Genomic DNA, 26,778 nt, shown 5'->3' with positions numbered 1-26,778 from the left:
TGTGGTGGGTGCGGCGGAAAACGAGGTCGACCTCGACCGCCTGATGCAGGACATGCCCGAGATCACTGACCTGCTCGACACCCAGGACGGCGCGCCGGTGATTCGTATGATCAACGCCTTGCTCACCCAGGCCGCGCGGGACGAGGCCAGTGATATCCATATCGAGCCCTATGAAACCCACTCCGTGGTGCGCTACCGCGTCGACGGCACGTTGCGGGATGTGGTGTCGCCGCGTAAGGCATTGCATGGCGCACTGGTGTCGCGGATCAAGATCATGGCCCAGCTCGACATCGCCGAAAAACGCCTGCCCCAGGATGGCCGTATCGCCCTGCGCGTGGCCGGGCGGCCGATTGATATTCGCGTGTCGACGGTGCCCACCGGGCATGGCGAGCGCGTGGTGATGCGCCTGCTCGACAAGCAGGCCGGGCGCTTGCAACTGGAGACCCTGGGCATGGAGCCGCAGTTGCTGGCGCGCCTCGACACCTTGATCCGCCAGCCCCACGGCATTGTGCTGGTCACCGGGCCCACGGGCAGCGGCAAGACCACCAGCCTGTACGCGGCGTTGGCACGGCTGGATGCGAGCACCAGCAATATCCTCACCGTGGAAGACCCGGTGGAATACGACCTGCCGGGCATCAGCCAGATCCAGGTCAATGCCAAGATCGACATGACCTTCGGCCTGGCGCTGCGGGCGATCCTGCGCCAGGACCCGGACATCATCATGATCGGTGAAATCCGCGACCTGGAGACCGCGCAAATCGCGGTGCAGGCCTCGCTCACCGGGCACCTGGTGCTGGCGACCCTGCACACCAACGATGCGGTGTCGGCGGTCAACCGCCTGATCGATATGGGCGTCGAGCCGTTCCTGCTGGCCTCGTCACTGCTGGGCGTGCTGGCGCAACGCCTGGTCCGCCGCCTGTGCCCGCATTGCAAACAGGAAGACCCGGCCGCGCCCGGCACCTGGCGCCCGGTGGGCTGCGCGCAGTGCAACCAGATCGGCTACAGCGGGCGGACCGGTATCCATGAATTGTTTTGCGTCGACGACGAGGTGCGCAGCCTGATCCACCAGGGCGCCGGCGAGCAGGATCTGCGCGTGGCGGCGCGGCGTGCGGGGATGTTCAGCATGCGTGAAGACGGCGAGCGCTGGGTGCGCAGCGGCGCCACCGCGCCGGAAGAAATCCTGCGCGTGACACGGGACGCCTGATGAATCGCTATCGCTATGAAGCCGCCGATGTCAGCGGCAAAGTCGAGGCCGGGCACCTGGAGGCCGACAGCCAGAGCGGGGCGTTTGCCGTGCTGCGCAGCCGTGGCCTGACCGCGCTGCTGGTGCAGGTCGAGGGCGGTCAGCAAAGCGCCGCCGGCAGCAGCCTGTTCAGCGCCAAGCTGTCGGACAACGACCTGGCCTGGGCCACGCGGCAACTGGCGAGCCTGCTCGGCGCCAGCCTGCCCCTGGAGGCGGCATTAAGCGCCACGGTGGAACAGGCGGAGAAAAAACACATCGCCCAGACCCTGGCCGCCGTGCGTGCCGATGTACGCGGCGGAATGCGTCTGGCGGATGCCTTGGCGGCACGGCCACGGGACTTTCCGTCGATCTACCGCGCACTGATCGCGGCGGGGGAGGAGTCCGGTGACCTGGCCCAGGTGATGGAACGCCTGGCCGACTACATCGAGGAGCGCAACAACCTGCGCGGCAAGATCCTCACCGCCTTTATCTACCCCGGTGTGGTCGGGCTGGTGTCCATCGGCATCGTGATTTTTTTGCTCAGCTACGTGGTGCCCCAGGTGGTCAGCGCGTTTTCCCAGGCGCGCCAGGATCTGCCCGGGCTGACATTGGCGATGCTCAATGCCAGTGATTTCATTCGCGGTTGGGGTTGGCTGTGCCTCAGTGCTTTAATCGCGGGTTTCTGGGGCTGGCGCCTGTACCTGCGTAACCCGGTGGCGCGCTTGAACTGGCACAGCCGCGTGCTGCGCCTGCCGCTGATCGGGCGTTTTGTGCTGGGCCTGAACACCGCGCGCTTTGCCTCGACCCTGGCGATTCTCGGCGGTGCCGGGGTGCCGTTGCTGCGGGCCCTGGAAGCGGCGCGGCAAACCCTCTCCAATGAGCGCCTGAGCCAATGCGTCAACGATGCCACGGCCAAGGTGCGTGAGGGCGTCAACCTGGCCCCGGCACTGGCGGTGGAAAAAGTCTTCCCGCCGGTGCTGATCCACCTGATCGCCAGTGGCGAAAAAACCGGCTCGCTGCCACCGATGCTGGAGCGGGCGGCGCAGACCTTGTCGCGGGATATCGAACGGCGGGCCATGGGCATGACCGCGTTGCTGGAACCGTTGATGATCGTAGTGATGGGCGCGGTGGTGTTGGTGATTGTGATGGCGGTGCTGTTGCCGATCATCGAGATCAACCAACTGGTGACCTGAACACACCAAAAAACCAATGTGGGAGGGGGCTTGCCCCTGATAGCCATGGATATTCACACAACTTTCAGAGACGGGTGAGTTCCTCTGTGGTGAGCGGGCTTGCCCCGCGCCGGGCTGCGAAGCAGCCCCAGTAAAGCAGAATGCGGTGTATCAGAAACTCTGCTGAGGCTGGTTTTGGGGCAGGCCGATATCGCCGGCTCCCAACCTCGGGTTCCTCATTCCGTCACATCCAGGCCCTGCGCCACAGCCCGCGCCGCCTTGACTAAACCCACGCTGAAACCTCGCTGTCACCTGCCGCCAAACCGCTCAAAACCATGACCAAAACACCCGAGAATCTTTTTAAAAATCAAGCCCTTCCTCCCGAGGTTTTTTCCTTTTGCTGTCATCGGAAACTGCGAAATTTCCTACCCATGGCCTCACCCCTCGCCACCCCCGAGACACGGCCTGGGACCGAAGCCATGGCGTCATGCAAGAGCCATCTACCCCAACGTACAAACACGACGAAAGGAGATTCTTCATGTTTAAGCGCAACGTTCTCGCGGTATCCATGACCCTCGCCGCACTGTGCTCGGCACAGGCTGCAATGGCTGACATCAATGGCGGCGGTGCCACCCTGCCACAAGCGCTGTACCAGACCTCCGGCGTGCTGACGGCCGGTTTCGCCCAGTACATCGGTGTCGGCAGCGGCAACGGCAAGGCAGCCTTCCTGAACAATGACTACACCAAGTTCCAGGCGGGCGTGACGAACAAGAACGTGCACTGGGCCGGCAGCGACTCCAAGCTGAGCGCCACTGAGTTGTCGACCTACGCCTCTGCCAAGCAACCGACCTGGGGCAAGTTGATCCAGGTGCCATCGGTGGGGACTTCGGTTGCCATTCCTTTCAATAAAAGCGGTTCCGCCGCTGTAGACCTGAGCGTTCAAGAGTTGTGCGGCGTGTTCTCGGGCCGTATCAATACCTGGGACGGGATTTCCGGTTCTGGCCGTACCGGTCCGATCGTTGTGGTTTATCGCAGCGAAAGCAGTGGCACCACTGAGCTGTTCACCCGTTTCCTGAATGCCAAGTGCAACGCAGAAACAGGCAACTTCGCCGTCACCACCACCTTCGGCACCAGTTTCTCCGGTGGCTTGCCTGCCGGCGCCGTTGCTGCTACTGGCAGCCAAGGTGTAATGACTGCCCTGGCCGCTGGCGATGGCCGCATCACCTACATGAGCCCGGACTTCGCCGCCCCGACATTGGCCGGCCTGGACGACGCCACCAAAGTGGCTCGCGTGGGCAAAAACGTCGCCACCAACACCCAGGGCGTTTCGCCTGCCGCCGCCAACGTGTCTGCCGCCATCGGCGCAGTACCGGTACCGGCTGCCGCTGATCGTTCCAACCCGGACGCCTGGGTTCCAGTCTTCGGTCCGGACAACACCGCCGGTGTACAGCCTTACCCAACCTCGGGCTACCCGATCCTGGGCTTTACCAACCTGATCTTCAGCCAGTGCTACGCCGATGCCACCCAGACCAGCCAAGTGCGTGATTTCTTCACCAAGCACTACGGCGCCTCCAATAACAACGATGCAGCCATCACCGCCAACGCTTTCGTTCCGCTGCCAACCGCTTGGAAAGCCACCGTTCGCGCCAGCTTCCTGACCGCGAGCAACGCCCTGAGCATCGGCAACACCAACGTCTGCAACGGTATCGGTCGTCCGCTGTAACCCTCGCTTTCAACGACCTGCACCACCTGATCAGCAACGGCCTGTGCCGTTGCTGATTTTTGCGTTTGTGCGGTTTTTCGAGCCGTTAACAGCCCTATATGAACTTTGCGTGACAGAAGTTCAGTCCCGTCCCTCGCCAACCGCCTAACCCTCATACGTGAGCCTGTCTTGCTCCCTGCGTGATAACAAAGAAGGAAGATCCCCGATGGTCCGCTGCAAATCGCCGGTTAACCTGAAAGCCCAAGAAACTGTGCTGCGCCTCAAGCCCCTGGCCCAGGCCATCGCCTTGTTGATGGTGGCGGGCAATGCCCATGCGGCCACGGCGTTCAGTTCCAGCTGGTTTGCCGATAAAGGTGCGACCCAGGCGGCGACGGCGGCGCGGATCAGTGCCGGGCAGGTGCAGGGGATTCCTTCGCTGAACCAGCAGGCGCGGGTCAACCAGCAGTTGGCGCGTTCCATCAGCACTTTGAACACCAGCGTCGCGGCGATTGCGGCACAGCAGGCAGCACAAGCGGCGGGGCGTCAGGCGGCGTTTGGCCAAGTCTCGACGATTCCAGACGGCCTCGGCAAAGGTGGCCTGCAGGTGGATAACAGCCTGACCCAGGGCTGGACCAACGCCAAGGGCCCGGTGCAGACCCAGGCCGGCGGCAAGACCACGGTGACCATCGAACAGACCGCCGACAAGGCCATCCTCAATTGGGAAACCTTCAACGTCGGGCGCAACACCAGCGTCGACTTCCAGCAGCAGTCGAGCTGGGCCGTGCTCAACCGCGTCAACGACCCGAATGCGCGCCCGAGCGAAATCCAGGGCCAGATCAACGGCGCCGGTACGGTGATGATCGTGAACCGCAACGGCGTGGTGTTCAGTGGCACCAGCCAGGTCAACGTGCGCAATCTGGTGGCGGCGGCGGCGAACATCACCGATGAGCAGTTCACCCAGCGCGGTATCTACGTGGACGCCACCGGCACCCAGCCGACCTTCACTGACGCGGCCGGCAAGGTCGAGGTGCAGCGCGGCGCATTGATCCAGACCCACAACCCCGCCACCTCCACCGACGCCGGCGGCTATGCCTTGCTGCTGGGCTCGGAAGTGGAAAACGCCGGTACCCTCAATACCGCCAAGGGCCAGACCACCCTGGCCGCCGGCGACAGCTTCTACATCCGCAGGGGCGTCGGTACCACTGGCAACGACCGCTCCACCACGCGCGGCAATGAAGTGGCGACCAGCCTCAAGGCCGGTAGCAGCGCCGGCAAGGTCAGCAACAACGGTCTGATCATGGTGTCCACCGGGGACATCACCCTGACCGGGCACCAGGTGCAGCAAAATGGCGTGGCCCTGGCCAGCACGTCGGTGGACACCCGTGGCACGATTCACCTGCTCAATTCCGCCACCGATACCACTGGCAGTGTGACCCTGGGCGAGGGCAGTACCACTTCGATCCTGTTGGACAGCAGTGGCAGCACTGCGCTGAACAGCCAGCAAAGCAATGGCCTGATCAAGCTCGACGGCACGCCCGCCAACCTGATCACCGGCCAGTTCAACAACCTCAGCGCCGTGGCCGACCGCACCGACCAATCACGCATCGAGATCGTCAGCGGCGGCACCGTGGACTTCCAGAAAGGCTCGATCACCCTGGCTACCGGTGGGCAGGTCGCGGTCAGTGCCACCGGGCGCAGCCTGGTACGCGACGGGGCGATGATCGATGTCTCCGGGGCGGTCGGAGTCAAGGTGTCGATGGAATCCAACAACATCAAGATCAACGTACAGGGCAACGAGCAGCGCGACGCACCGGTCAACCGTGACGATGGGCAGTTGATCAATAACGATGTGTGGGTCGACCTGCGCGAGCTGGTGTTTGTGCCCGCAGGTACCAACGGCTATGCGACGGATCGCTGGTACACCGCTGGCGGCTTGCTGGAAGTGGGCGGCTACCTGGGCACCCAAGGCCACTCGGTGGGCGAGTGGATGGCCCAGGGCGGTACCGTGACGTTTACTGGCAAGGACGTGGTGACCCAGAAGGACGCGCAGATCAACCTGTCGGGCGGCACCGTGGATGTGCAGGCCGGTTATATCCAGCAGACCTGGCTCAAGGGCCCGGATGGGCGCTTGTATGAGCTGTCCAACGCGCCGGGCGACATTCTCTATTCCGGGTTCTACAAGGGGTATGAAGACACCAGCAAGCGCTGGGGCCAGACCGATTACTACTACAACCCGATGATCGCCAAGCAGCGTCGTTATGAGAGCGGTTACACGGTGGGCCGCGATGCCGGCAAGCTGGTGATCGGTACCACCAGCGCGGTGCTCGAGGGCCAGGTGATCAGTGACGTGTTCCAGGGCGATCGCCAGACCCAGGCGCCGAACATCAACCTCGACGGTTACCAGCAGTCGCAGAAGGCCATGGCCCAGCGCGCGCAATTGATCATTGGCGGCAACACGCCTATCTACAACAAGACCACCGGCACCCTGCGCTATGCCTTGGGCGCAAACGCGGACGAGGTATTGATCGAGGGCGGTACGCAAAAAATCGCCGATGGCCTGGACCTCACCACCGCGCTGCCCGCGGACCGCCAGGGCAAGATGGTACTCGACAGCGACCAGCTCAATGGCTATCAGTTGGGCGCGATCAAGGTCGCGGCCAAGCAGCAGGTCACCGTCAACGGAGCGCTCAAGGTGGCCGATGGCGGCGATATCACCCTGTTCGGGCCAAGGGTCGACATCAACGCCCACCTCACGGCCCACGGCGGCAGCCTCAACGCGGGCAATATCCTCAGCCAGGTCGACCCGCTTAAAGGCGGTGCGGTAGGCGACAGCATCCTCAACGGCAGCGGCACGCTGAACGTGGCCAGCGGGGTCACGCTGGATGCCACCGGGCGCTGGAACAATCTGCTGCTGGATCCGGCCAACAGCAGCGGCTTGGCCTATGTGAACGGCGGCAAGGTGTCGCTGCGCAGCACTGGCGGTGTGAACCTGGCGGCCGGCAGCGTGGTGGACACCTCCTCCGGTGGAACCCTCGGCTTGGATGGCAAGCTCAACGGTGGCAAGGGCGGCGACGTGACCTTGGCGTCTCTCGGTACCCTGGGTTTGGACGGCGAGATTCGCGGTTATGGCGTGAGCGGTGGCGGCACCCTGGCGTTGCAGGCGCGCAAAGTACAGATCGGCGACAGCGCCACGGCGCCCGATGTTGGCACCGTGCAACTGGCGGGGGATTTTTTCAACAAGGGCTTCTCGGCCTATGACATCACCGGCAATGAAGGGCTGCTGGTCACGGACGGTACCCAGGTCGACGTCACGACGCCGGTCTACCGTATTGGCGAGCGGACCTCGGCCGCTGCCACGGGCAGCGACCCGGCCACCGCCCTTGAACGCTGGACGCCGGCGCTGTACCAGGAAGACGCTGCCAAAGGCTTACTGGCCCAGCGTCGTGGCGCCAGCCTGACCTTGACCGCCGGCAATCTGAATTCCACGGCGGCTGAACTGGCCACCACGGCCTTGAGCGTGGGGCAGGGCGCGGTGATCACTGTCGACCCAGGCCAGGCCATCAACCTGCGCAGCGTCGGCCAGTTGACCATGAACGGCAGCCTCAACGCCTGGGGCGGCAGCGTCAGCCTGGGCGGCCTGACGGCGACGGGCTCGGAAGCGGCCAACGCCGCCGGCCATAGCCGTTCGATCTGGGTGGGTGAAAACGCGCTGATCGACGTGGCGTCGCGTGCGGTCACGGCGGTGAGCAACCGTGGCAATGTCTACGGCCAGGTGCGCAATGGTGGCACCATCAGCATCGGCGGCGACATCAACCTGGCCACCGGTATCGCCAAGGCCAGTGACCTGTTTGTGGTGGTGCGTGACGGCGCGCGCCTGGACGCGTCCGGTGCCCAGGCGATGCTGGATGTTCCCGGCCAGGGCCGCGTGCCGGTGGCCAGCAATGGCGGCAGCATCAGCTTTGCGTCGAACAACGGCCTGTACCTGGACGGCAGCTTCGTTGCCCGCGCGGGTGGCGCAGGTGCTGCGGGCGGTAGCCTGGCCCTGGCCCTGGAAAGCCCGTATTACCTCAAGGCCGGCGTCAACGACAGTGTGCTCAAGGTGCGTGAACTGGTGCTCAGCCAGACCCATCAAGCCAGCCCGACTTCCAGCCTCGAGTACGGCCATGGCCGCCTCGGCGTGGACCAGGTCAGCGCCGGCGGGTTTGACAACCTGGCGCTGCTCAGCAACGGCTTGCTGAGTTTCGACGGTGACGTGTCGTTGAACATGGGCCAGAGCCTGCGCCTGTACGGTGGCAGCTATAACCTCAGTGAAAACGCGGCGGCCAGTTCGCGGGTCAACCTGTCGGCGCCATACCTGCTGTTGGCCGGCATCCTCGCGCCGACAGAATCCGGCAAGGAAGCCTATACCCGCGCGGTGCCGTTGTTGCCCAATCCCTCCGCGCTGGCCACGACGGCGCAGTTCAACGCCAACGCCAACCTGATCGACGTGCGTGGCAATGTGGTGTTCGGCAACAAGAGCTATCTGTTGCGGCCCGACAACAGCCAGGCCAGCCTCGAACGGCGGGGGTTTGATGATGTGCAACTGACCAGCCAGGGCGACTTGCGCTTCCTGGCGGGGGCGGGGGCAGATGTGATTGCCCAGGGCATCAGCACGCAATTAGTGACCAGTGGTGACATGACCCTGCGCGCGGCGCAGTTGTATCCGGCGACTGAGGTCGGCGCCCGGGTACTGGCGGGCTATCTGAATAATGCTGCCAGCAATGACACAGGCTTCAATTACGATCCGACACGCACCCTGACCATCGCACGCACCGCCAATAGCAATGCCGCCATGCCTTACTCGGCCTTTGGTCGTCTGCAATTGGGCGGGCCCACCATCAAGCAGGGCGGGGTGGTGCGTGCGCCACTGGGGCTGATCGAGATTGGCAACCTGGGCTCTACCAACGTGCAACTGCTGCCGGGCAGCCTCACTTCGGTGAGTGGCAAGGGCCTGGTATTGCCTTACGGCGGTACCGTGGATGGCCAGATCTACAAGTACAACGGCAAGACAGTGACGTTTATCGGCCAGGGTGGCGGCAACAGTGCGGGCAGCCTGAACGTTGGGGTGATTCTCGGTGGCCAGCAGTTGACGGTGCTGCCGCAGGCGACGGTGGATCTGTCCGGCGGTGGCGAACTGCTCGGCGCCGGATTTATTTCCGGGCGCGGGGGCTCTACCGATGCACGTTACAACCCATTGGTACAGTTCGGTGCGAACGGCGGGTTTGTACTGCCGGGTCTGAGCACCAACCCCATCTATGCGATTGTGCCGGGCGTGCAACCGGGCTATGCCCCGGTGGCGCCGGAAGGTGGCGCGGTCGATCCGTTGATCGGCCAGCAGATCACAATCGGCGCCGGCGTGCCGGGCCTGGCGGCCGGCACCTATACCCTGATGCCGTCCACCTATGCGTTGATGCCTGGGGCTTTCCGGCTCGAGATCAACGGCCTGGCCGGGTTGGGCACCGACGGTGTGACCCAGGCGTTGCGCAATGGCTCGTGGGCCACGGCAGGGCGCTTGTCCATCGCCAATACCGGGATCAGCAACAGTACGGCCAGCCAGGTAATTCTCACGTCGGCCGATATGTTGCGTCGTTACTCCCAATACAACGAAACCGGCTACGCACAGTTCGCCGTGGCCGACGCCACCAGGCTTGGTGTACCTCGGGCACTGCTGCCGGTGGATGCCAAGACCCTGCAACTGGCCCTGCGGCCAGGCGCAGGTGCGGATGCCTTTTCGTTCCAGGGGATCGGCCGCTTCGAGGCCGCTGACGGCGGTTACGGCGGTACCGTATCGCTGATAAACGAAGAAAAGGGCAGCTTGGGAAGGGGCATCGAAATTGTCGCGGCAGGCAACGCGGCTACCGCCAATTTCAAAGGCATTACGGTGGATGCGGACAGCCTGAATGCAATGGGCGCGGCTCGCCTGCTGATCGGTGGAATGACCTATGTCACGTACGGCCAGGGTGGCAACTACATCAACCTCCCCAGCAGCATCATCAGTTCCATCATCCTGCGCGACGGCGCGAAACTGGCGGCACCGGAGGTATTACTGGTGACCTCCACCGGAAAAATTACGCTCGAACAAGGCGCCTCGATCAACACGATAGGCCAGGGCAAGGCCAGCTACGACGCACGTGACGGTTTTATCTACAACCTGAGCAATGTGCTGGCGGTGTCCAACGGTTTGCTCAACGTAATCGCCGCGCCGTCATTGGGCGAAGTCATCAGTGGGGGCATCCAGTTAGGCGTGTGCAACAGCGCGCCCTGCAGCGGCCAGACAGCCCTGTATTCCGAAGGCAGCATCGTTGCCTTGACCGACAGCTCCCTGCAGATGGGCGATGAGGTGCGCTATGGCACCCGCCATCTGAATCTGGGCGTGTCCAGCATCAACGTCGGCAGCCCCGAAGCCCTGGCCGCTGCAGCCGCCAACAATCGCCTGCCGGTGGGCATGACCCTCAACCAGCAAGTGCTGGAACGCCTGCTGCGCGGCGACACCCAATTCGGCGCCCCAGCCCTGGAAACCCTTCAACTGTCGGCGCGTGACAGCTTTAACTTCTACGGCACCACCACCCTGGACACTTATGACGCCGTGACCGGCAAGTCGTTGCTGAGCAACCTGATGCTGTCCACGCCGGCGATCTACGGCTCTGGCGGCTTGAACGACGTGGCGACTATCCACACCGCCAACCTGATCTGGCAAGGTGCCGTCGCGCCGCCTGTGGCGGCGGTGACCGGCGGTGCCGGTAGCGGCAGCGGGCGCCTGGACATCAATGCCGAGCGTATCGAATTCGGCTACGGGGATTTTGCCCAGCCGAGCACGACCAAGACCTTCGACCGCCTCGCCCTGGGCTTTGCCAACGTCAACCTCAATGCCAGTGAGCGCATCACCGCCAACCACAAGGGCAGCCTCTCGGTGTACCAGAGCCAGGGCGCGTTTGATGCGATCAAGGGCTTTGCCTACAGCGGCGGCAACCTGAATATCCTCACGCCGCTGATGACCGGAGAAGCCGGTTCGGTCAACCGTATTACCGCTGGTGGTGCAATTGATGTGAGCGCTTCGCAGGGCACGGTGGGCAAGGTGGACGGTATCGGCGGCGAGTTGTCGTTGCAGGGCGACAGCCTGCGCCTGGCCACTGCCGTGGTACTGCCCAGCGGCAAGGTCACCTTGGGCGCGCAGGGCGACGTGGTGTTGACCGATGCCGCCTCGATTGATGTGTCCGGCCGGGCCATTGCCTTCAATGACTTGACCAAATACAGCGCAGGCGGCGAGGTTTTGCTGGAGAGCCGTGCCGGCAATGTGCAGCAGGCCGCCGGTTCGACCATCGACCTGTCGGCGCAGCACAACCAGGCGGGCAAGTTGCGCGCAGTGGCCGTGGACGGCGCGGCGGGCATCGTCGACCTGTCGGGCAAAATCGTCGCCGGCAGCAGCGGTTACTACGATGCTGGCGGCACGCTGGTGCCGTACCTGGCCGGTTCGGTTGAAATCCAGGCCCAGCGGCTGGCTGCCAGTGGCACCCTGAGCGACCAGTTCGCCGCGCTCAACCAGCGCCTCAATCAGGGCCAGGTCTATGGTGCGCGCAGCTTCCAGCTCAAGCAGGGCGACCTGACCATCGGCAACGACGTCAAGGCCAACAACGTCAACGTCTCGATCGACAACGGCAGCCTGCGCGTGACCGGCCTGGTAGATGCCAGCGGTGAGCGCGTGGGCAGCATCAACCTGGCCGCGAAAAACGGCCTGACCCTCGACGGCAGCGCCGTGCTGGACGCCCATGGCACGCAATTACGCGTGGACAGCTACGGCAAGATCATCGACTCGCCCAACCGCGCCATCGTGGTCCTCAGCTCTGGCCAAGGCCAGTTGACCCTGGCCAATGGCGCGCGCATCGACCTGCGCCATGGCACCGAGGCCGCGACCGGCAATGACGGGCGCAACCGTGGCACGCTGGAGCTCAATGCGCCGCGCGTGGGCGGCGATGACATCGCCATCGACGCCAGTGGGCCGTTGACTATCCAGGGCGCGCGTTCGATTGCGCTCAACGGCATGAGAACCTACGACGATGCCCCGACCAAAACCGATGAAACGCCCAATGGGCGCCCCTACCAAGTGATTGATCAGGACTACCTCACGAAAGTCGTCGATCCAGCAAATACGAATTTCATCAACGCCGCGCGTGTTAACAGCAACTTGCTGCAGAAGCTCGCCGGCTTGAACAACGCAACTTACGGTGATGTTTTCCATCTGCGTCCCGGCGTAGAGATCATCAGCAAAACCCCGGACGGCGACCTGGTGGTGCAGGGCGACCTGGACCTCTCCAGCTATCGCTACGCCAGCCTCAAATCAACGGCCAAGACCGAGTCCGGCAGCCTGACCCTGCGCGCCGGTGGCGACCTGAATATCTATGGCAGCATCAACGACGGTTTTGCCGCGCCACCGCCCACCGACGATGACAATGGCTGGGTGCTGCGCGCCGGTATCGACTACACCGGCGGCACCGTGGTGGTACCGGGCAGCGGCGTGACCCTGGAGATGGGCACTGTGTTCCCTGCGGGCGCTGCGCTTAATTTCGATGTACTGACCAACCCCCTGTTTCTGCCGGCGGGCACCCGATTGCCCGTCGCGGCTACGCTCAAACAACCGTTGGTACTCCCGGCGGGTACGGTGTTGGCGGCGGCTGTTCGGGATGCCTCGGGCAATGTGCTGTTCGCGGCGGGCACGTTGCTGACTCAGAGCCAGACCCTCGCCATCGGCAGTGTCCTGGATGCCGGCAGCCTGTTGAGCACGTCAGCCAGTGTCGACGGCTTGATCTGGCCCAAGGGCGTGCCATTGGCCACCAAGGTGACGCTGACCGCCAGCCGAGTGCTGCCCCGGGGCGCCCTGTTGCCGTCGGGGACAGACGTGAAGCTGCCGGGCGGCGTGGAGTCGGTGACGTTGCGTGACGCCGGCCACCCAGGCAAGAACTGGGCAATTGCACCCATGCTGGAGGAGGGTGCGCAGTCGTGGTCGATTCGCCTGGTTGCGGGGGCCGACACCGAGGCAGCCGACAGTCGCCTGCTGCAACCGCATCCGGTAAGCGGCAATCTGCGCTTGGCGGACAGTCACTATGGGACGTTCGGGAAAGGAACCCAGGTCTGGACCGAGGAGGGCTCTAAGGAGTGGTTCGGCGATGAAAGCATGGTGGGCCAACCGGTTGATTTCGACGCAATACAATACCCGGGTATATGTGACGATCTCCCGGACTACTGCGTTACCAGTGGTGAGGACTACACGCTGCTGGTGGGTGGCAGTACTCGCTTCAGCGTAATCCGCACCGGCGCTGCAGACCTTGACCTGCTGGCCGCCGGCAACCTGAGCATGGAGTCGCTGTTCGGGGTCTATACCGCGGGCAGTTCGTCCACCGGCACCTCGGCCAACGATCCTTATAACCTCAAGCGCGCCGTGGGCAGCAACAACAAGGTGCTGGGTAACGCGGGGGGCAACGAGAAGCTGGTCGATGGGGGAACGGGCAGCCTGTACCGTGCCTGGTACCCGGATACGGGCGGCAACTTGCTGCTTAAAGTGGGCGGCAACCTGACGGGCAATATCACCAGCCCGGCGCAGAATGGCGTTGGTCGTCCGGTACCCAGCGACCAGGGTCAGGATTCAGCCAACGTCGGCAACTGGTTGTGGCGTCAGGGCAACGGCCTCAGTGGCAGCCAGGCGCAAGCCACCGCCTGGTGGATCAATTTTGGTTCCTACGTCGCCAGCGACCGTTCGGACCAGATGGTCGGGTTCACCGGGTTTGGCACCCTGGGAGGCGGCAACCTGAATGTTGATGTGGGTGGCGATGCAGGACTCATCAGCCCTGTCTCGTCAACAGCTCTGAACGTCAGTCGCCGCAGCCAAGGCCTGGTACTGGCAGTCGGCAGCACCGGTCGGGTCGGGGCCGATGGCAGTGTGCAACTGACGGGTGGCGGTGATCTGAACCTGCGGGTCGGCGGAGCGGTTAACCCCGCCAGCCAGACCTTCGCAGACCACCTCAATGGTGCGCTGGTTAACCTGCGTGGGCACGTGCAATTGACCGGTGGCGCCCTGGGCAGCCTGACGCTGCGTTATGGCAACCGGTTCACAGACCAGAGCCCCAGCGAAGTGCGCGCCTACGATCCTTTGCGTTCCACTTCGGCCATGGCCTCGGGTGGTTTGAGCCTGTTGCCGGGCGACGCCACTTTCAGCCTGTCCACCCGTGGCGACCTGGTGTTGCAGGACGTCGCCGACCCTGGGCGCGCGCCGCAGATGAACGCCTTGACCTTCGTCAATAAGGGGGTCAACGGGGTCGGACAAAGCTGGTTCAGCCTGTGGACCGACCGCACAGCAGTGGACCTGTTCTCTGCCGGGGGCAACCTCACGCCGCTGACCCAGACCCTGGAAACCGATATGGCGGCGGTCTATCCCGCGACATTGCGTGCGGTTGCCGCTAACGGCAGTCTCTATTACGGCAGCGCCTCGACCAGTAATCCTGGCACCGTGCAGCCGCTCAGGGCGTTGGTACTCGCACCTTCGTCCAATGGGCAACTGGAATTGCTGGCCGGTGATTCGATCTCCGGCGGCGATCTGACGATCAGCCGCTCCAGTGCAGCACCCAATAGCCTGGCGACTATTCTGCGTCCGGCCTTCGCCGGTTTCCTGACGGATCAAAAAACGGCAATAGTGGGCAGTGGCAATCTTTCCAGCGATGGCAACATTGCAACCTTAACGGTTTCTCCACTGTTTGCCTTTGGCCCCAACACCGCCAGCATGGCTTGGGGTGACGCCCTGGAGCCCGCGCGTTTCTATGCGCTGAGTGGGGACCTGCTGGGCGTCAATAGTGGGCGCGCCCTCACGATCACGGGGGTGGGTGACGCTCGGTTCGGGCAAACCTTTTACGAAGGCGCAGGCCCGGTATGGATGCAAGCCGGACGCGATATTGTCGGCAGCGGCACGCGCTTGAGCGGTGCCAGCGCAGGTGTCACGGATACGGGGCAATACACCTTTACCGGCAACCTGTTCGTGCACAACAGCCCCACCGATATCTCCATCGCCAGCGCTGGCCGCGATATCCTCTACAGCAGCTTTAACGTTGCCGGCCCCGGTACCCTGGAACTGACGGCGGGGCGCAACATCCAGATGGAAGACAAAGTCGCGGTGAACAGCCTGGGTGCTGTGGCGGCGGGCGACAGCCGCCCTGGCGCAAGCATCGTCATGCAAGCCGGCATGGGCCCCAATGGCCCGGATTACCGCCGCTTCGTCGAGGCCTACCTGAACCCCGCCAACCTGGCTCAAGCGGGTGAGTCGTTGCAGGGCAGCAAAGTCGCCAAGACCTACGAGAATGAACTGGTGTCCTGGCTCACCGAACGCTTCGGCTTTGCCGGCGGCAGCGAACAGGCCCGGACCTACTACGCCGCACTGCCCGCCGAACAACAACGGATCTTCGCCCGCGACGTGTACTTTGCCGAACTCAAGGCCGCCGGCCGTGAGTACAACCAGGACGGCAGTGTGCGCCAGGGCAGCTATGTACGTGGTCGTGCCGCGATTGCCCGGTTGTTCCCCGAGACCGACGTGGCCGGCAACCCGATCACCTACAAAGGCGACATCACGATGTTCGGCGGCGCGGGCGTGCACACCAACTTCGGTGGCTCTATCCAGATGCTCACGCCGGGTGGCCGCCAGACGTTCGGCATCGAAGGCGCCGCACCGCCGTCCACGGCTGGGGTGATCACCCAGGGCGCTGGAGATATCCAGCTGTACTCCCTGGGCAGCATCCTGCTTGGCCAGAGCCGCATCATGACCACCTTCGGCGGCTCGATCATGGCCTGGACCGCCCAGGGCGACATCAACGCCGGTCGCGGTTCCAAGACCACCGTGGTGTACACGCCGCCCAAGCGCGTCTATGACAACTGGGGCAACGTGAGCCTGTCGCCGTCGGTGCCGAGTACCGGTGCGGGGATCGCCACGCTGAACCCGATCCCGGAAGTGCCGGCGGGGGATATCGACCTGATCGCACCGATGGGCACCATCGATGCGGGGGAGGCGGGCATTCGGGTGTCGGGTAACGTCAACATCGCCGCCTTGCGGGTGGTGAACGCGGCGAACATCCAGACCCAGGGCAAGTCGTCCGGGGTACCGGTGTCGGCCACCGTCAACACCGGCGCCATTAGCTCGGCCAGCGCAGCGGGCGCGGCGGCGTCCCAGGCCGCAGAAGACGCGGCGCGCAGCCAGCAGGCGGCGGCCAAACAGGGCCGGCCGTCGATCATGACCGTGGAGGTGCTGAGCCTGGGCACCGAGCCGCTGTCGCGTGAACCGGAACCTCGGAAAACCTCGGGCTACAACCCCGACAGCCCGGTGCAGGTGCTGGGCGCGGGGCCGCTGAGTGAACAGGCGCGGGCGCGGTTGACGGATGAGGAGCGCAAGCAGATCAGTTTGTAGAACTTCAGAAGGACCTCTCGATGTACCGTTCGGGGCGATCAGTGATCGCCCCATTTTTTTGCGCAAGCAGAAGGGCGGCGAGTTTCTTATTAGCTGAGCGGTATTGTGGGGGAGACTCGGTTAAAACTGTGGGTGCGACGATTCGACTTGCTCCCGATGGCGGCCTTTGGGTCGACCATTTGTTGGAGTTGGAATGAGTACATATCCGTTGCTGCGGTAACGGCTGCCTATGGTTCCGCTCTTACAGCGGGTCACTTTTGGCAAACGCCCCAAAAGTAACCAAAAGGTCTTGCCCCACCACTCGGTGCCTCGCCTAGGCTCGGCATGCCCGAACGCAGGCTTGAATCCGTGGGCCGCCGTCATGGGCCATCCCTGGCCCAGGACGGCTAACCCGGCGTCCTGCCGGGTTACCCACGGATTCAAACCTGCATTCGGCCAGCGTGGTTAACGGGGCGCCTAAGATCAAAATCAAAATCAAAAACAGAGCAACAGCAACAGCTCGCGATACAACAGGGGGGTCAGCTCCATTCACACTGTTGTGTAGCCCCAACGGTCACCACGATGCGAAGCGAGCTGCTCTTGATCTTGCTTTTGATCTTGATCTTGATCTCAGGCGCCCCGTTAACCACGCTGGCCGGAATTCGATAGTGATTTGGGGGGTAAATCGGCAGGGATGCCGGTTTAGCCGCCCCGCGCCATGGATGGCGCGTGGCGGCGGCCCCCCAAATCACTGTCGGATTACGGGCACACCGAGCCTGGGCGAGGTGCCGAGTGGTGGGGCGAAGCGTTTTTGGTTACTTTTGGCGCTCTTCCAAAAGTGACCCGCTGTAAGAGCGGAACCATAGGCAGCCGTTACCGCAGCAACGGATATGTACTCATTCCAACCCCAGCAAATGGTCGGCCCAGAGGCCGCCATCGGGGCAAGTCGAATCGTCGCACCGCCCCTCCCACATTTCCCACCGAGTACGGCCACACATGCCGACCCAGAAAAATTGCCCCCCTCACAATCCAAAATGAAGCTTTCATGACAAAAGTTCGGTAGCTCACAGCCACTTCCGTCTTGCCTATGTAACGCGCTGGAGGCCGCCACGAGCTGCCTCCCCAGCCGTCAGCGGGACGCCAGGAGTGGGGCAATGGGAACTATGGAACGTTACTCGAAAGTTGGCATGCAGGAGCTCGACCAGCGCCTGTCGAAGATCGTCGAGGCTGCGCGCAAGAAGCCGGTTTCGGTGTACCGCTACGGCGCGCCGTGGGTGTGGATCGTCTCCCAGGACGACTGGCAGGGCGCCTTGAAGGAAGTGTCCAGCTACATCCCGGCGGGGCATTCGCTGGTGTTGTTGCGCCCGCAGATCGACGAGGTGCTCGAGCAGCATCGCGACCTGCTCCAGGCCGCGCCGGGTATGTCGATCGCGCCGCAGACCGTGGTGCAGATCCTGCTGCTGCAACTGCTGTATTCGGTGCCCAGCGAACAGCAGTTGCACGAGCAACTGAACTACAACCTGCTGTTCCGCTGGTTCGTCGGCCTGGAGCTGAACCAGAAGGTGTGGAGCATCCACGCTTTGCAGCGCGACATCGCCAGCCTGTTGAACAACCCGCAGGCCGTGCAGTTGATCCAGACCATCATCGGTGAAGTGTTCTGTGGCGCCTTGCTGCACATGCCGGAGTTCTCCCTGAACTTCGCTTTGCTGCACACCTGGCTGGCGCGGCACAGCCATCTTTCGACCAGCAGCAATTGAGCAGGCCAGACGCCGTGCAATCGGCGACGGCGCAAAATCTTAGACAGTTAGGGGGCGGTGTGGAGCATCTGTTCAAATCAACGCTGGCGTTGTGCTGCCTGACGCTGGGCGTCCTGGCGCAACCGGTGTGGGCCGAGGAGGGTGGTGAGGCCCCGGCGCGCAAGGTGGACGTCAATGAGTACTTCGTGCGCGGCAATACCGTGCTCGATGCGGCGACGATCGAGGAGGCGGTGTACCCGTTCCTTGGCCCGCAAAAGACCCTGGACGATATCGAAGGCGCGCGCGATGCGTTGCAGAAGATCTACCAGGCGCGTGGCTACCAGTCGGTGTTTGTCGAGCTGCCGGAACAGAAGGTCGATGACGGCATCGTCTATCTGCAGGTCAGCGAAACCAAGGTCGGCCGCGTGCGTGTGGTCGGCGCCAAGCACTATTCGCCGGTGGAGATCCGCGAGGAAGTGCCGGGGCTCAAGGAAGGCGCGGTACCGGATTTCACCACGGTGCAAACCCAGTTGGCCGGGCTCAACCGCAGTGCCGGCCGGCAGGTCACGCCACTGGTCCGTGAAGGCCAGCGCCCCGGCACCATGGATGTGGATCTGCAGGTCGAGGACCAGAACCCCTGGCACGCCAGCCTCGGCCTGAACAACGACTACAGCGCCGACACCGAAAAGCTGCGCTCGGTCGCCACCCTGGGCTACGACAACCTCTGGCAACTGGGCCACAGCATTTCCCTGACCTACTTCACCGCGCCCCAGGACACCGAGAATGCCAAGGTCTGGTCGGGCTCCTACAGTGCGCCGCTGAACGAACGCTGGACCTTGCAGTTCTCCGGTTACCAGTCCGACAGCAACATCGCCACCATCGGCGGCAGCAACGTCTTGGGCAAGGGCCATTCCTATGGCGTATCCGCCATCTATAGCTTGCCGGCGGCGGGCAACTGGGCCAACTCGTTCTCGTTCGGGGTGGACTTCAAGGACTTCGACGAGCAGATGAAGTTCGGCGCCAGCAGCGACCAGGTGCCGCTCAAGTACGCGCCGTTCACCCTGGGCTACAACGGCTATCGCTACACCGAGCAATCCCAACTGGGGTTGGGCTTGAACCTGGTGGTCGGCACCCGTGCATTTTTTGGCTACGGCAGCGACGCCGAAGAGTTCGATTACAAGCGCTACAAGGCCAGTGCCAGTTTTGCCGTGCTCAAGGGCGACCTGAATTACACCTATACCTTCGCCAACGATTGGCAGTCGGCCTCCAAGGGCGCTTTCCAGCTTGCCTCCGGGCCGCTGGTGTCCAACGAGCAGTATTCCGCCGGCGGCGCCACCTCGGTGCGCGGCTACCTGGCGGCCGAGCGCACCGGGGACGAGGGCTATTTGCTCTCCCAGGAACTGCGCACGCCGTCCCTGGCCAAGTTCCTCGGCAGTTATGTGCAGGAGTGGCGCTTCTATGCGTTCGCCGAAGGCGCGCGCATGCGCCTGCACGACCCGCTGCCCGAGCAGGAAGACGAATACAGCCTGGCCAGTATCGGCCTGGGCACCCGCGCCAGTTTGAGCAAGTGGTTGTCCGGCAGCCTGGATTGGGGTTACCCGCTGCTCGATGGACCGAACACCCAGAAACAGGACTCGCGACTGCACTTCAGTGTGCAGGCGACTTTCTGACTTTTTCTTCCGGAGACTTCACCCATGCAACGCCTATTCCTGAGCCTGTTGATCTGCCTGGGCTTCGCGCTCCCGGCCACTGCCCATGCCTGGTGGCAGGACGATTGGCACTACCGCAAACAGATTTCGGTGGACACCACCGCCCAGGGCGCCGCGATCAGCCAGGCCCTGGGCCGCACCGCACTGTTGGTGCGCCTGCACACCGGCAACTTCACCTTTGACGGGGTCAAGGACGACGGCGCCGACCTGCGCTTTGTGAGTGCCGATGACAAGACCGTGTTCAATCACCAGATCGAAAGCTTCGACCCGTTGATGGGCATGGCGTTGATCTGGGTCGATGTGCCCCAGGTCGAAGGCGGCCAGCGCCAGGACTTCTGGATGTACTACGGCAACCAGAAGGCCCCGGCCACCGCCAATGGCCAACTGACGTTCGATCCGAATTACACCGCGCTCTATCACTTCGATGGCGCCAACGCGACGCCGCCACGGGACACCACGGCCTACGCCAACACCGCGTTGAACGCCACCGGCGCGAGCATCGACGGCGTGATCGGCCGCGCCTTGCAGTTCGGCGGCCAGCCGCTGCTGTTGCCGGCCAGCCCGTCGCTGCAACACGCCGCCGGCGCTGCCTTCACCTTCAGCGCCTGGCTGCGCCTGGACCAGGCCAGCGGTGAGCAAATCGTACTGGCCCGACGTGACGGTGCCCACAGCCTGTTGCTGGGCCTGAACCAGGGCTCGCCGTTTGTGGAGATCGACGGCCAGCGCGCGGTGTCGACCCAACCGCTGAACCCTGGCCAATGGCAGCACCTGGCGTTCACCGCCGAGGGCGACAAGGTCACGCTGTATGTGAATGGCCGTGAAAGCGCCACGCTCGCCGTGGCCATGCCTGGGTTCAACACGCAGCTGGCGGTCGGCGCCGACCTGCCGGAAGCCGGCAGCGCGCACCTGCCGTTCGCCGGGGCCATGGATGAGCTGCGCCTGTCCAAGGTGGCGCGCCCGGCCGCGCTGTTGCTGGCCGATGCGAGTGCCCAGGGCGCCGAGTCGAAACTGGTGGCCTACGGCGTGGATGAAGAACAGTCCGGCTTCGGCTTCGGCAGCCTGGGCTTTTTGCTCAACGCCGTGCCGGTGGACGCCTGGGTGATCATCCTGGTGCTGGTGGCGATGATGTTCCAGTCGTGGGTCATCATGCTGCGCAAGAACCGCCAGGTCAGCCGCCTCAGCAGTGCCAACGAAGTATTCCGCGAGCACTTCGCCCAGATCGGCACGCGCCTGGAGATGTATGCCGACGACGCGCAGTTGGCTGAGCGCCTGACCCACTCTTCGCTGTGGCGCCTGTACCTGGTGGCGGTCAAGGAGATCCGTACCCGGCGTGCCCAGGGCGCCGATACCTCGTCGGTGTCGGCGGCGACCATCGAAGCGATCCGTTGCTCCATGGACGGCGTGCGTACCCGTGAGAACCAGGCCCTGAGTTCCAAATTGTCGACCCTGTCCAACGCCATCGCCGGCGGCCCGTATATCGGCCTGCTCGGTACGGTGCTGGGGATCATGGTGGTGTTCCTCGGCACGGCCATGGCCGGCGACGTGAACATCAACGCCATCGCTCCGGGCATGGCGGCGGCCTTGCTGGCCACGGCCATGGGCCTGTTCGTCGCGATCCCCGCGTTGTTTGGCTACAACCGCCTGATCACGCGCAACAAGGAAGTCAGCGCCGACATGCGCGTATTCGTCGACGAGTTCATCACCCGCCTGGCGGAGATGCACGGCGAGAGCCAGCACAGTGAAACCGCGCACCGCCGCGACCATCACGCATCGGTTCCGGCCTGAGGAGAATCGCCATGGCTTCCGTAAATGCCTCCCACGACGATGACGATGATGCCGCCGTCGACAGCATCAACATCACGCCCCTGGTGGACGTGCTGATGGTGGTGCTGGTGATGTTTATCCTCACCGCCACCGCCCAGGTCTCGGGGATCCAGATCCACCTGCCCAAGGCCAGCGCCTCGGTGTCGCTGTCGGAGGCCAAGACCAAGGCCATCTCCGTGAATGACGGCGGCCAGGTGTTCCTCGACGCGTACCCGGTGACCCTCGGCGAGCTGGAAGAACGCCTGCGCATCGAGAAAGCGCTGAACCCGGACTTCCCGGTGATCGTGCGCGGCGATGCGATGGTGCAGTACCAGAAAGTCATCGAGGTGCTCGACCTGCTGCGCCGGCTGGAGCTGTCCCAGGTCGGGCTGGTCACCGGCAAACCGAGCCAGGGCTGAGTGATGACCGCACAGATCCCGATCGCGCCATTGCCGGTGAAGAACAAACCGCCGTTGCGCCCATTGAAATGGGGCGCCGGCCTGTTGCTGGGCGCCGTGGCGGCCTGGTTTCTCTGGCAGTGGGCCAATGACATGAGTGGCGTACGCCGTGAAGCGCCGAAGGTGCCGACGATTATTCCGTTGCCACCGCCGCCGCCGCCACCCCCGGAAAAACCCAAGGAGCCCGAGCCCCAGGTTGAAGAGAAAGTCCCGGAGCCGGTGCCCAGCCCTGAACCCGAAGAGGTCAAGTCGGCCGAGGAAGCACCGCCTTCACCGAATGAAGACCTGGCCAACCCGATGCAGATCGACGGCGATGCGCAGTCCGGTAACGACGGTTTCAACATCGGCGCCGGCAAGGGCGGCGGCATGGCCGGCAGTGGCGGCGGCGGGTTGGGGACCGGCACGTACAAGCAGTACCTGGCCGGTACCTATCAGCGCCTGATGCGCGAAGACCCGGAGCTGCGCAAGAAGGCCTTTGCGATACAGATAGACCTGTGGTTGGGCGCCGACGGCCAGGTGACGAAGGCGCTGGTGGCCAAGTCCAGCGGGGATGCCGACACCGACGCGCAGATGCTGGCGCTGATCCGTGCGCCCCGCGCCACCCAGAAACCTCCGGCGTCGCTGACGCTGCCCATGCGCCTGTCCCTCAAGGGCCGGCGTCCGGATTGATTGCACGAAACCTCTTACCTACGGTTTTTTACAGGAGTTGCGTACACATGATTTCCCCCGTGAATCGACTGACCCTGGCGGTTGGCATGGTCATCGCGACCCTGGTCGGGCAGGCGGCGGCAGCCCCGGTTGCGCCCTCGGAAAACGTCACCATCAACCTGATCCGCCTGCTGGTGCAGCAAGGTGTGCTGACCCAGGACACCGCCAATGGGCTGATCGCCCAGGCCGAAAAGGAAGCCCAGCAGGCCCGCCAGGCCAACGCCGCGCCGGTGGTTGCCAGCGGCCCGGCGACCGCGCCTGGGGATGTGCGCGTGCAGTACGTGCCGCAGGCGGTGCGCGACCAGATCCGCGACCAGGTCAAAGCCGAAGTCATGTCCACCGCCAAGCAGGAAAACTGGGCGCAGCCCAATACGTTCCCCGACTGGATCTCGCGCATCAGCTTTGATGGCGATATTCGTCTGCGCGACGAGTCGCGCTACTTCTCGGGCAATAACAGCAACAACATCACCGATTTTGCCAAGCTCAATGACACCGGCCCGTACGACGTCAACAAAAACTCCAACACCAAGTTCCCACCGCTGATCAACACCCGCGAGGACCGCGAGAACCTGTTCCGCCTGCGTGCACGCCTGGGCATGAAAGCGGTGATTTCGCCGGAATGGACCGCCGGCATTCGCATCGCCACCGGCTCCGACAATAACCCGGTGTCCACCACCCAGACCCTGGGCGGCGGCTTTGGCAAAAAGGACATCTGGCTCGACCAGGGTTATCTGAGCTGGAAAACCACCGACTACATGACGTTGACCGCCGGGCGCATCGGCAACCCGTTCTATTCCACCGACATGATGTATTCCAACGACCTCAACTTCGACGGCGTGGCGGCGATCTTCAACCATAGCCTCAACAGCGAGTGGGGCCTGTTCGGTACCCTTGGCGCCTTCCCGGTGGAGTACACCTCCGACACCGCCAGCACCAATGGTATCGACAAGGAAGACAGCGACACCAAATGGCTGTTTGGCGGGCAGATCGGCGCGGATTGGAAGATCAACCGCAGCAACCGCCTCAAACTCGCCGCGGCTTATTACCAGTTCCAGGACATCGAAGGCGAGCGCTCCAGCCCTTGCTCCACCTGGCAGGGCGCGGCAGGTTGCGACACCGACGGCACGCGCGTGGCCTTCATGCAGAAAGGCAACACGGTGTTCAACCTGCGCAACAACACCACCAACCCGGCGGATCCTGCGCGCACACCCGACCCGCAGTACGTAGGCCTGGCGTCCAAGTTCGATGTGCTGGACCTCAACCTGGTCTGGGACAGCGAACTGCCCAGCGACTTCAAGCTGCGCAGCCAGGCCAACTTCATTCACAACCTGGCCTACGACAAGGGCGAGATGCTCAAGCGCAGCGAAGGCGAGATCGTCAACAACATCAACAGCAACGGCCAGTTTGAAAGTGGCGGTAATGCGCTGATGGTCTCGTTCACCCTCGGCAGCGCCCTGGAGATGCGCAAGCGCGGCGACTGGAACCTGTTGGCCGGCTACAAGTACATCCAGCCCGACGCCTTGCCCGACGGCTTCAACGACTCGTCGTTCCACCTGGGCGGCACCAACGCCAAGGGCTATTTCATTGGCGGCAACTACGGTATCGACAAGAACATCTACGCCAGTGCGCGTTGGTTGAGCGCCTCCGAAGTGTATGGCCAGCCGTTCGAAGTCGATGTGATGCAACTGGAACTCAACACGCGCTTTTGATGCGCAGGGAGATGCCACATGAACACACGAATCTGCGCGCTGTTACTGCTGCTGGTGAGCACCGGCGCGTCGGCCGAAGGCATGGAGGAGCGCCTGCGTACGCAACTGCGCAGCACCACCCAGCAATTGCAGGCGCTGCAAAGCGAACAGGCCCAGGCCAGTGCCGCACGGCTGGCCGCCGAAAACCAGGCCAAACAGGCCCAGGCGCAAATCAAGCAATTGACCGCTGAGCTGGAAAAGGCCCGTGGCACCGCCGAGCAACTGGCCGGCCAGCAACAGAGCCTGCACAGCCAGGCGCAGGCCCAGGTGGCGGCGAGCAACGAGCAGATCGGCAAGTTCAAGAAGGCCTATGACGAACTGCTGGTGCTGGCCAAGGGCAAGGAAGCCGAGCGCGCGCGCCTGCAGGCGGCCTTAAGCGAACGTGACACACAAGTGCAGCAATGTTCAGTCAAGAATCAACAGATGTACGGCGTGGCCCAGCAACTGCTCGCGGCCTACGAAAAAATCGATGTGGCCGAGGTGATGAGCATTCGCCAGCCGTTCGCCAGCAGCGCACGGGTCAAGTTCGAGGAACTGGCCCAGGGTTTTGGCGACGATCTGTACAAGAGCCGTTTTGATGCGCCCCAGGCAGCCGCCAATCACTGATAGACAAGGAAGAGATCACCATGAGCGAATTGATCACCAGCGTCACCGTCCAGAGCCTCACCGACCTGTTGCAGGACGCCGGCTACCGGGTTAACCAGAGCGAACAGAACGGCATCGTTCAGTTGCTCAGCGCCAGCCAGGGCATCGGCTTTGCCGTGCGCTTCGGCAACCCGGCGGCGGAGCAGGGCAGCTATGTTGACTTCACCTACAGCTGCGCGCTGCGGGTACAGGGCGAGTTGCCCGAAGGCCTGGCCCCGGTATGGAACGCCTCGCGGCGCTTTGCGCGGTTGTCGGTGCAGGGCGAGTTCCTGTTGATGGAAATGGACGTGGTGGTGGCCGGGGTTGGCGTCACGCACCTGCGCAGCCAGCTGGAATTGTGGGATCGCCTGTTGCAGGAGTTTATCGTCTACCTGCGTGAGTACAGCCAGCAGGCCGCGCAGTTGCAGGCTGCCGCGGTGGGTGAAGAGGCGGCAGTGCTGTGAAAAAGCCAACCCTGATGCTCGGCGCGGGGGCGCTGGCTATGCTGGTGGTGGCCGTGGCGTTGAGCCTGCGACCGGGCAGCGACCCGGTGGCGGCGCAGCAACCGGCGCCGGTGATCAATCCCGCGCCGAGCGGGCCAGCGGTGGCGCGCCTGGGCAACCAGCAGATCGACCTGGCGGAGCTGAAAAGCGTGCTGGCCAGCCTGCCGGCCGAATCCCGCGAGCAACTGCGCGGCAACCGTGGCGCCCTGGAAACCTGGATCCGCTCACGCCTGGCGCAAAAAGCCGTGCTTGAACAGGCCGATGCCCAGGGCTGGCGCCAGCGCCCGGAGGTGGAGCAGCAGACCCGCGCCGCCGCCGAGCAGATCGTGTTTCGCGACTACATGCTGTCGGTCAGCCAGGTACCGGCCGACTACCCCAGCGCCGCCGAGTTGCAACAGGCCTACGACAGCGGCAAGGCGCAATGGGTGACGCCGCCGTTGTACCAGGTGAGCCAGATTTTCCTCGCGGTGAATGACCCGCAAAACCTCGATGCCGTACGGCGCCAGGCCCAGGAACTGAGCCGCAAGGCCCAGGCCGCACCGGCTGATTTTGCCGCCCTGGCCACGCAGTTTTCCCAGGACCCCGACAGCGCCGCACGCGGTGGCGATTCGGGGATGCAGCCGTTGCAGCAACTGGTGCCGGAGGTGCGCGGCGCGGTGGCGCGGCTCAAGGTCGGTGCGGTCTCGGACGTGGTGCAGAGCCCGGCCGGGTTTCATGTGCTCAAGCTCATCGGCCAGCAACCGGCGCGCACCGCCACCCTGGACGAGCTGCGTGAACGCCTGACCCAGGCCCTGCGCGCCCAGCGCCAGGAACAGATCGCCAAGGCCTACCTGGAAGGCATGCTCAACACCGCGACCTTGAGTATCGACGGCGCCGAGTTGAACAAAGTGCTGGAGTAACACGCCTCAACCCGCATTGGATGCACAGACCAACCAGACA

13 protein-coding genes are annotated in these 26,778 nt (G+C 63.7%); all 13 read left to right on the top strand.

What is annotated here, in order from left to right; genetic code table 11:
* Positions 1-1,204 (top strand): type II secretion system ATPase GspE (gspE, locus tag V3W40_RS32855; RefSeq protein WP_330216417.1); only part of this gene is annotated, 1,204 nt, incomplete at its 5' end.
* Positions 1,204-2,415, top strand: coding sequence for a type II secretion system inner membrane protein GspF (gene gspF / locus V3W40_RS32850; protein WP_330216416.1), 1,212 nt, complete (start codon positions 1,204-1,206; stop codon positions 2,413-2,415). The genes gspE and gspF, both read left to right, overlap by 1 nt.
* A gap of 517 nt (positions 2,416-2,932) precedes the next feature.
* Positions 2,933-4,117 carry a substrate-binding domain-containing protein gene (locus V3W40_RS32845; RefSeq protein WP_027607538.1) on the top strand — a complete coding sequence of 395 codons (1,185 nt, stop codon included), beginning with the start codon at positions 2,933-2,935 and terminating at the stop codon, positions 4,115-4,117.
* A gap of 205 nt (positions 4,118-4,322) precedes the next feature.
* Positions 4,323-16,571, top strand: a complete 12,249-nt coding sequence (locus tag V3W40_RS32840; RefSeq protein ID WP_330216415.1) for a filamentous hemagglutinin family protein — start codon at positions 4,323-4,325, stop codon at positions 16,569-16,571.
* A 1,142-nt stretch (positions 16,572-17,713) separates the two neighbouring features.
* Entirely contained in the window at positions 17,714-18,307 is a 594-nt protein-coding gene (locus tag V3W40_RS32835; protein ID WP_065926276.1) for a transposase, read from the top strand.
* 59 nt (positions 18,308-18,366) lie between these two features.
* The gene (locus V3W40_RS32830) at positions 18,367-19,956 is read left to right on the top strand and encodes a ShlB/FhaC/HecB family hemolysin secretion/activation protein (protein WP_323147276.1); all 1,590 of its coding nucleotides are present in this window, start codon (positions 18,367-18,369) and stop codon (positions 19,954-19,956) included.
* A 24-nt stretch (positions 19,957-19,980) separates the two neighbouring features.
* Positions 19,981-21,780: a DUF2341 domain-containing protein gene (locus tag V3W40_RS32825; RefSeq protein WP_330216414.1), complete on the top strand. Its 1,800-nt coding sequence runs from the start codon at positions 19,981-19,983 to the stop codon at positions 21,778-21,780.
* 11 nt (positions 21,781-21,791) lie between these two features.
* Complete coding sequence (locus tag V3W40_RS32820) at positions 21,792-22,217, top strand: ExbD/TolR family protein (protein ID WP_010211136.1); 426 nt, start codon at positions 21,792-21,794, stop codon at positions 22,215-22,217.
* 3 nt (positions 22,218-22,220) lie between these two features.
* Complete coding sequence (locus tag V3W40_RS32815; RefSeq protein WP_330216413.1) at positions 22,221-22,925, top strand: energy transducer TonB family protein; 705 nt, start codon at positions 22,221-22,223, stop codon at positions 22,923-22,925.
* A 47-nt stretch (positions 22,926-22,972) separates the two neighbouring features.
* On the top strand, positions 22,973-24,673 hold the full coding sequence (locus V3W40_RS32810) for a putative porin (protein WP_330216412.1): 1,701 nt from the start codon (positions 22,973-22,975) through the stop codon (positions 24,671-24,673).
* Positions 24,674-24,691: 18 nt separating this feature from the next.
* Positions 24,692-25,318 carry a hypothetical protein gene (locus V3W40_RS32805; protein ID WP_027607530.1) on the top strand — a complete coding sequence of 209 codons (627 nt, stop codon included), beginning with the start codon at positions 24,692-24,694 and terminating at the stop codon, positions 25,316-25,318.
* Positions 25,319-25,338: 20 nt separating this feature from the next.
* Positions 25,339-25,800: a YbjN domain-containing protein gene (locus V3W40_RS32800; protein ID WP_065924373.1), complete on the top strand. Its 462-nt coding sequence runs from the start codon at positions 25,339-25,341 to the stop codon at positions 25,798-25,800.
* Positions 25,797-26,738 (top strand): peptidylprolyl isomerase, encoded by a 942-nt coding sequence (locus V3W40_RS32795; RefSeq protein WP_330216411.1) that lies wholly within the window; start codon positions 25,797-25,799, stop codon positions 26,736-26,738. Before V3W40_RS32800 ends, V3W40_RS32795 begins: the two co-directional genes overlap by 4 nt.
* Positions 26,739-26,778 lie beyond the last annotated feature (40 nt).

Source organism: Pseudomonas sp. AM8 (assembly GCF_036346475.1).
Taxonomy (GTDB): domain Bacteria; phylum Pseudomonadota; class Gammaproteobacteria; order Pseudomonadales; family Pseudomonadaceae; genus Aquipseudomonas; species Aquipseudomonas marginalis.
Note: the sequence above shows the minus strand (reverse complement) of the source record. Positions and strands in the feature narration are given on the sequence as shown.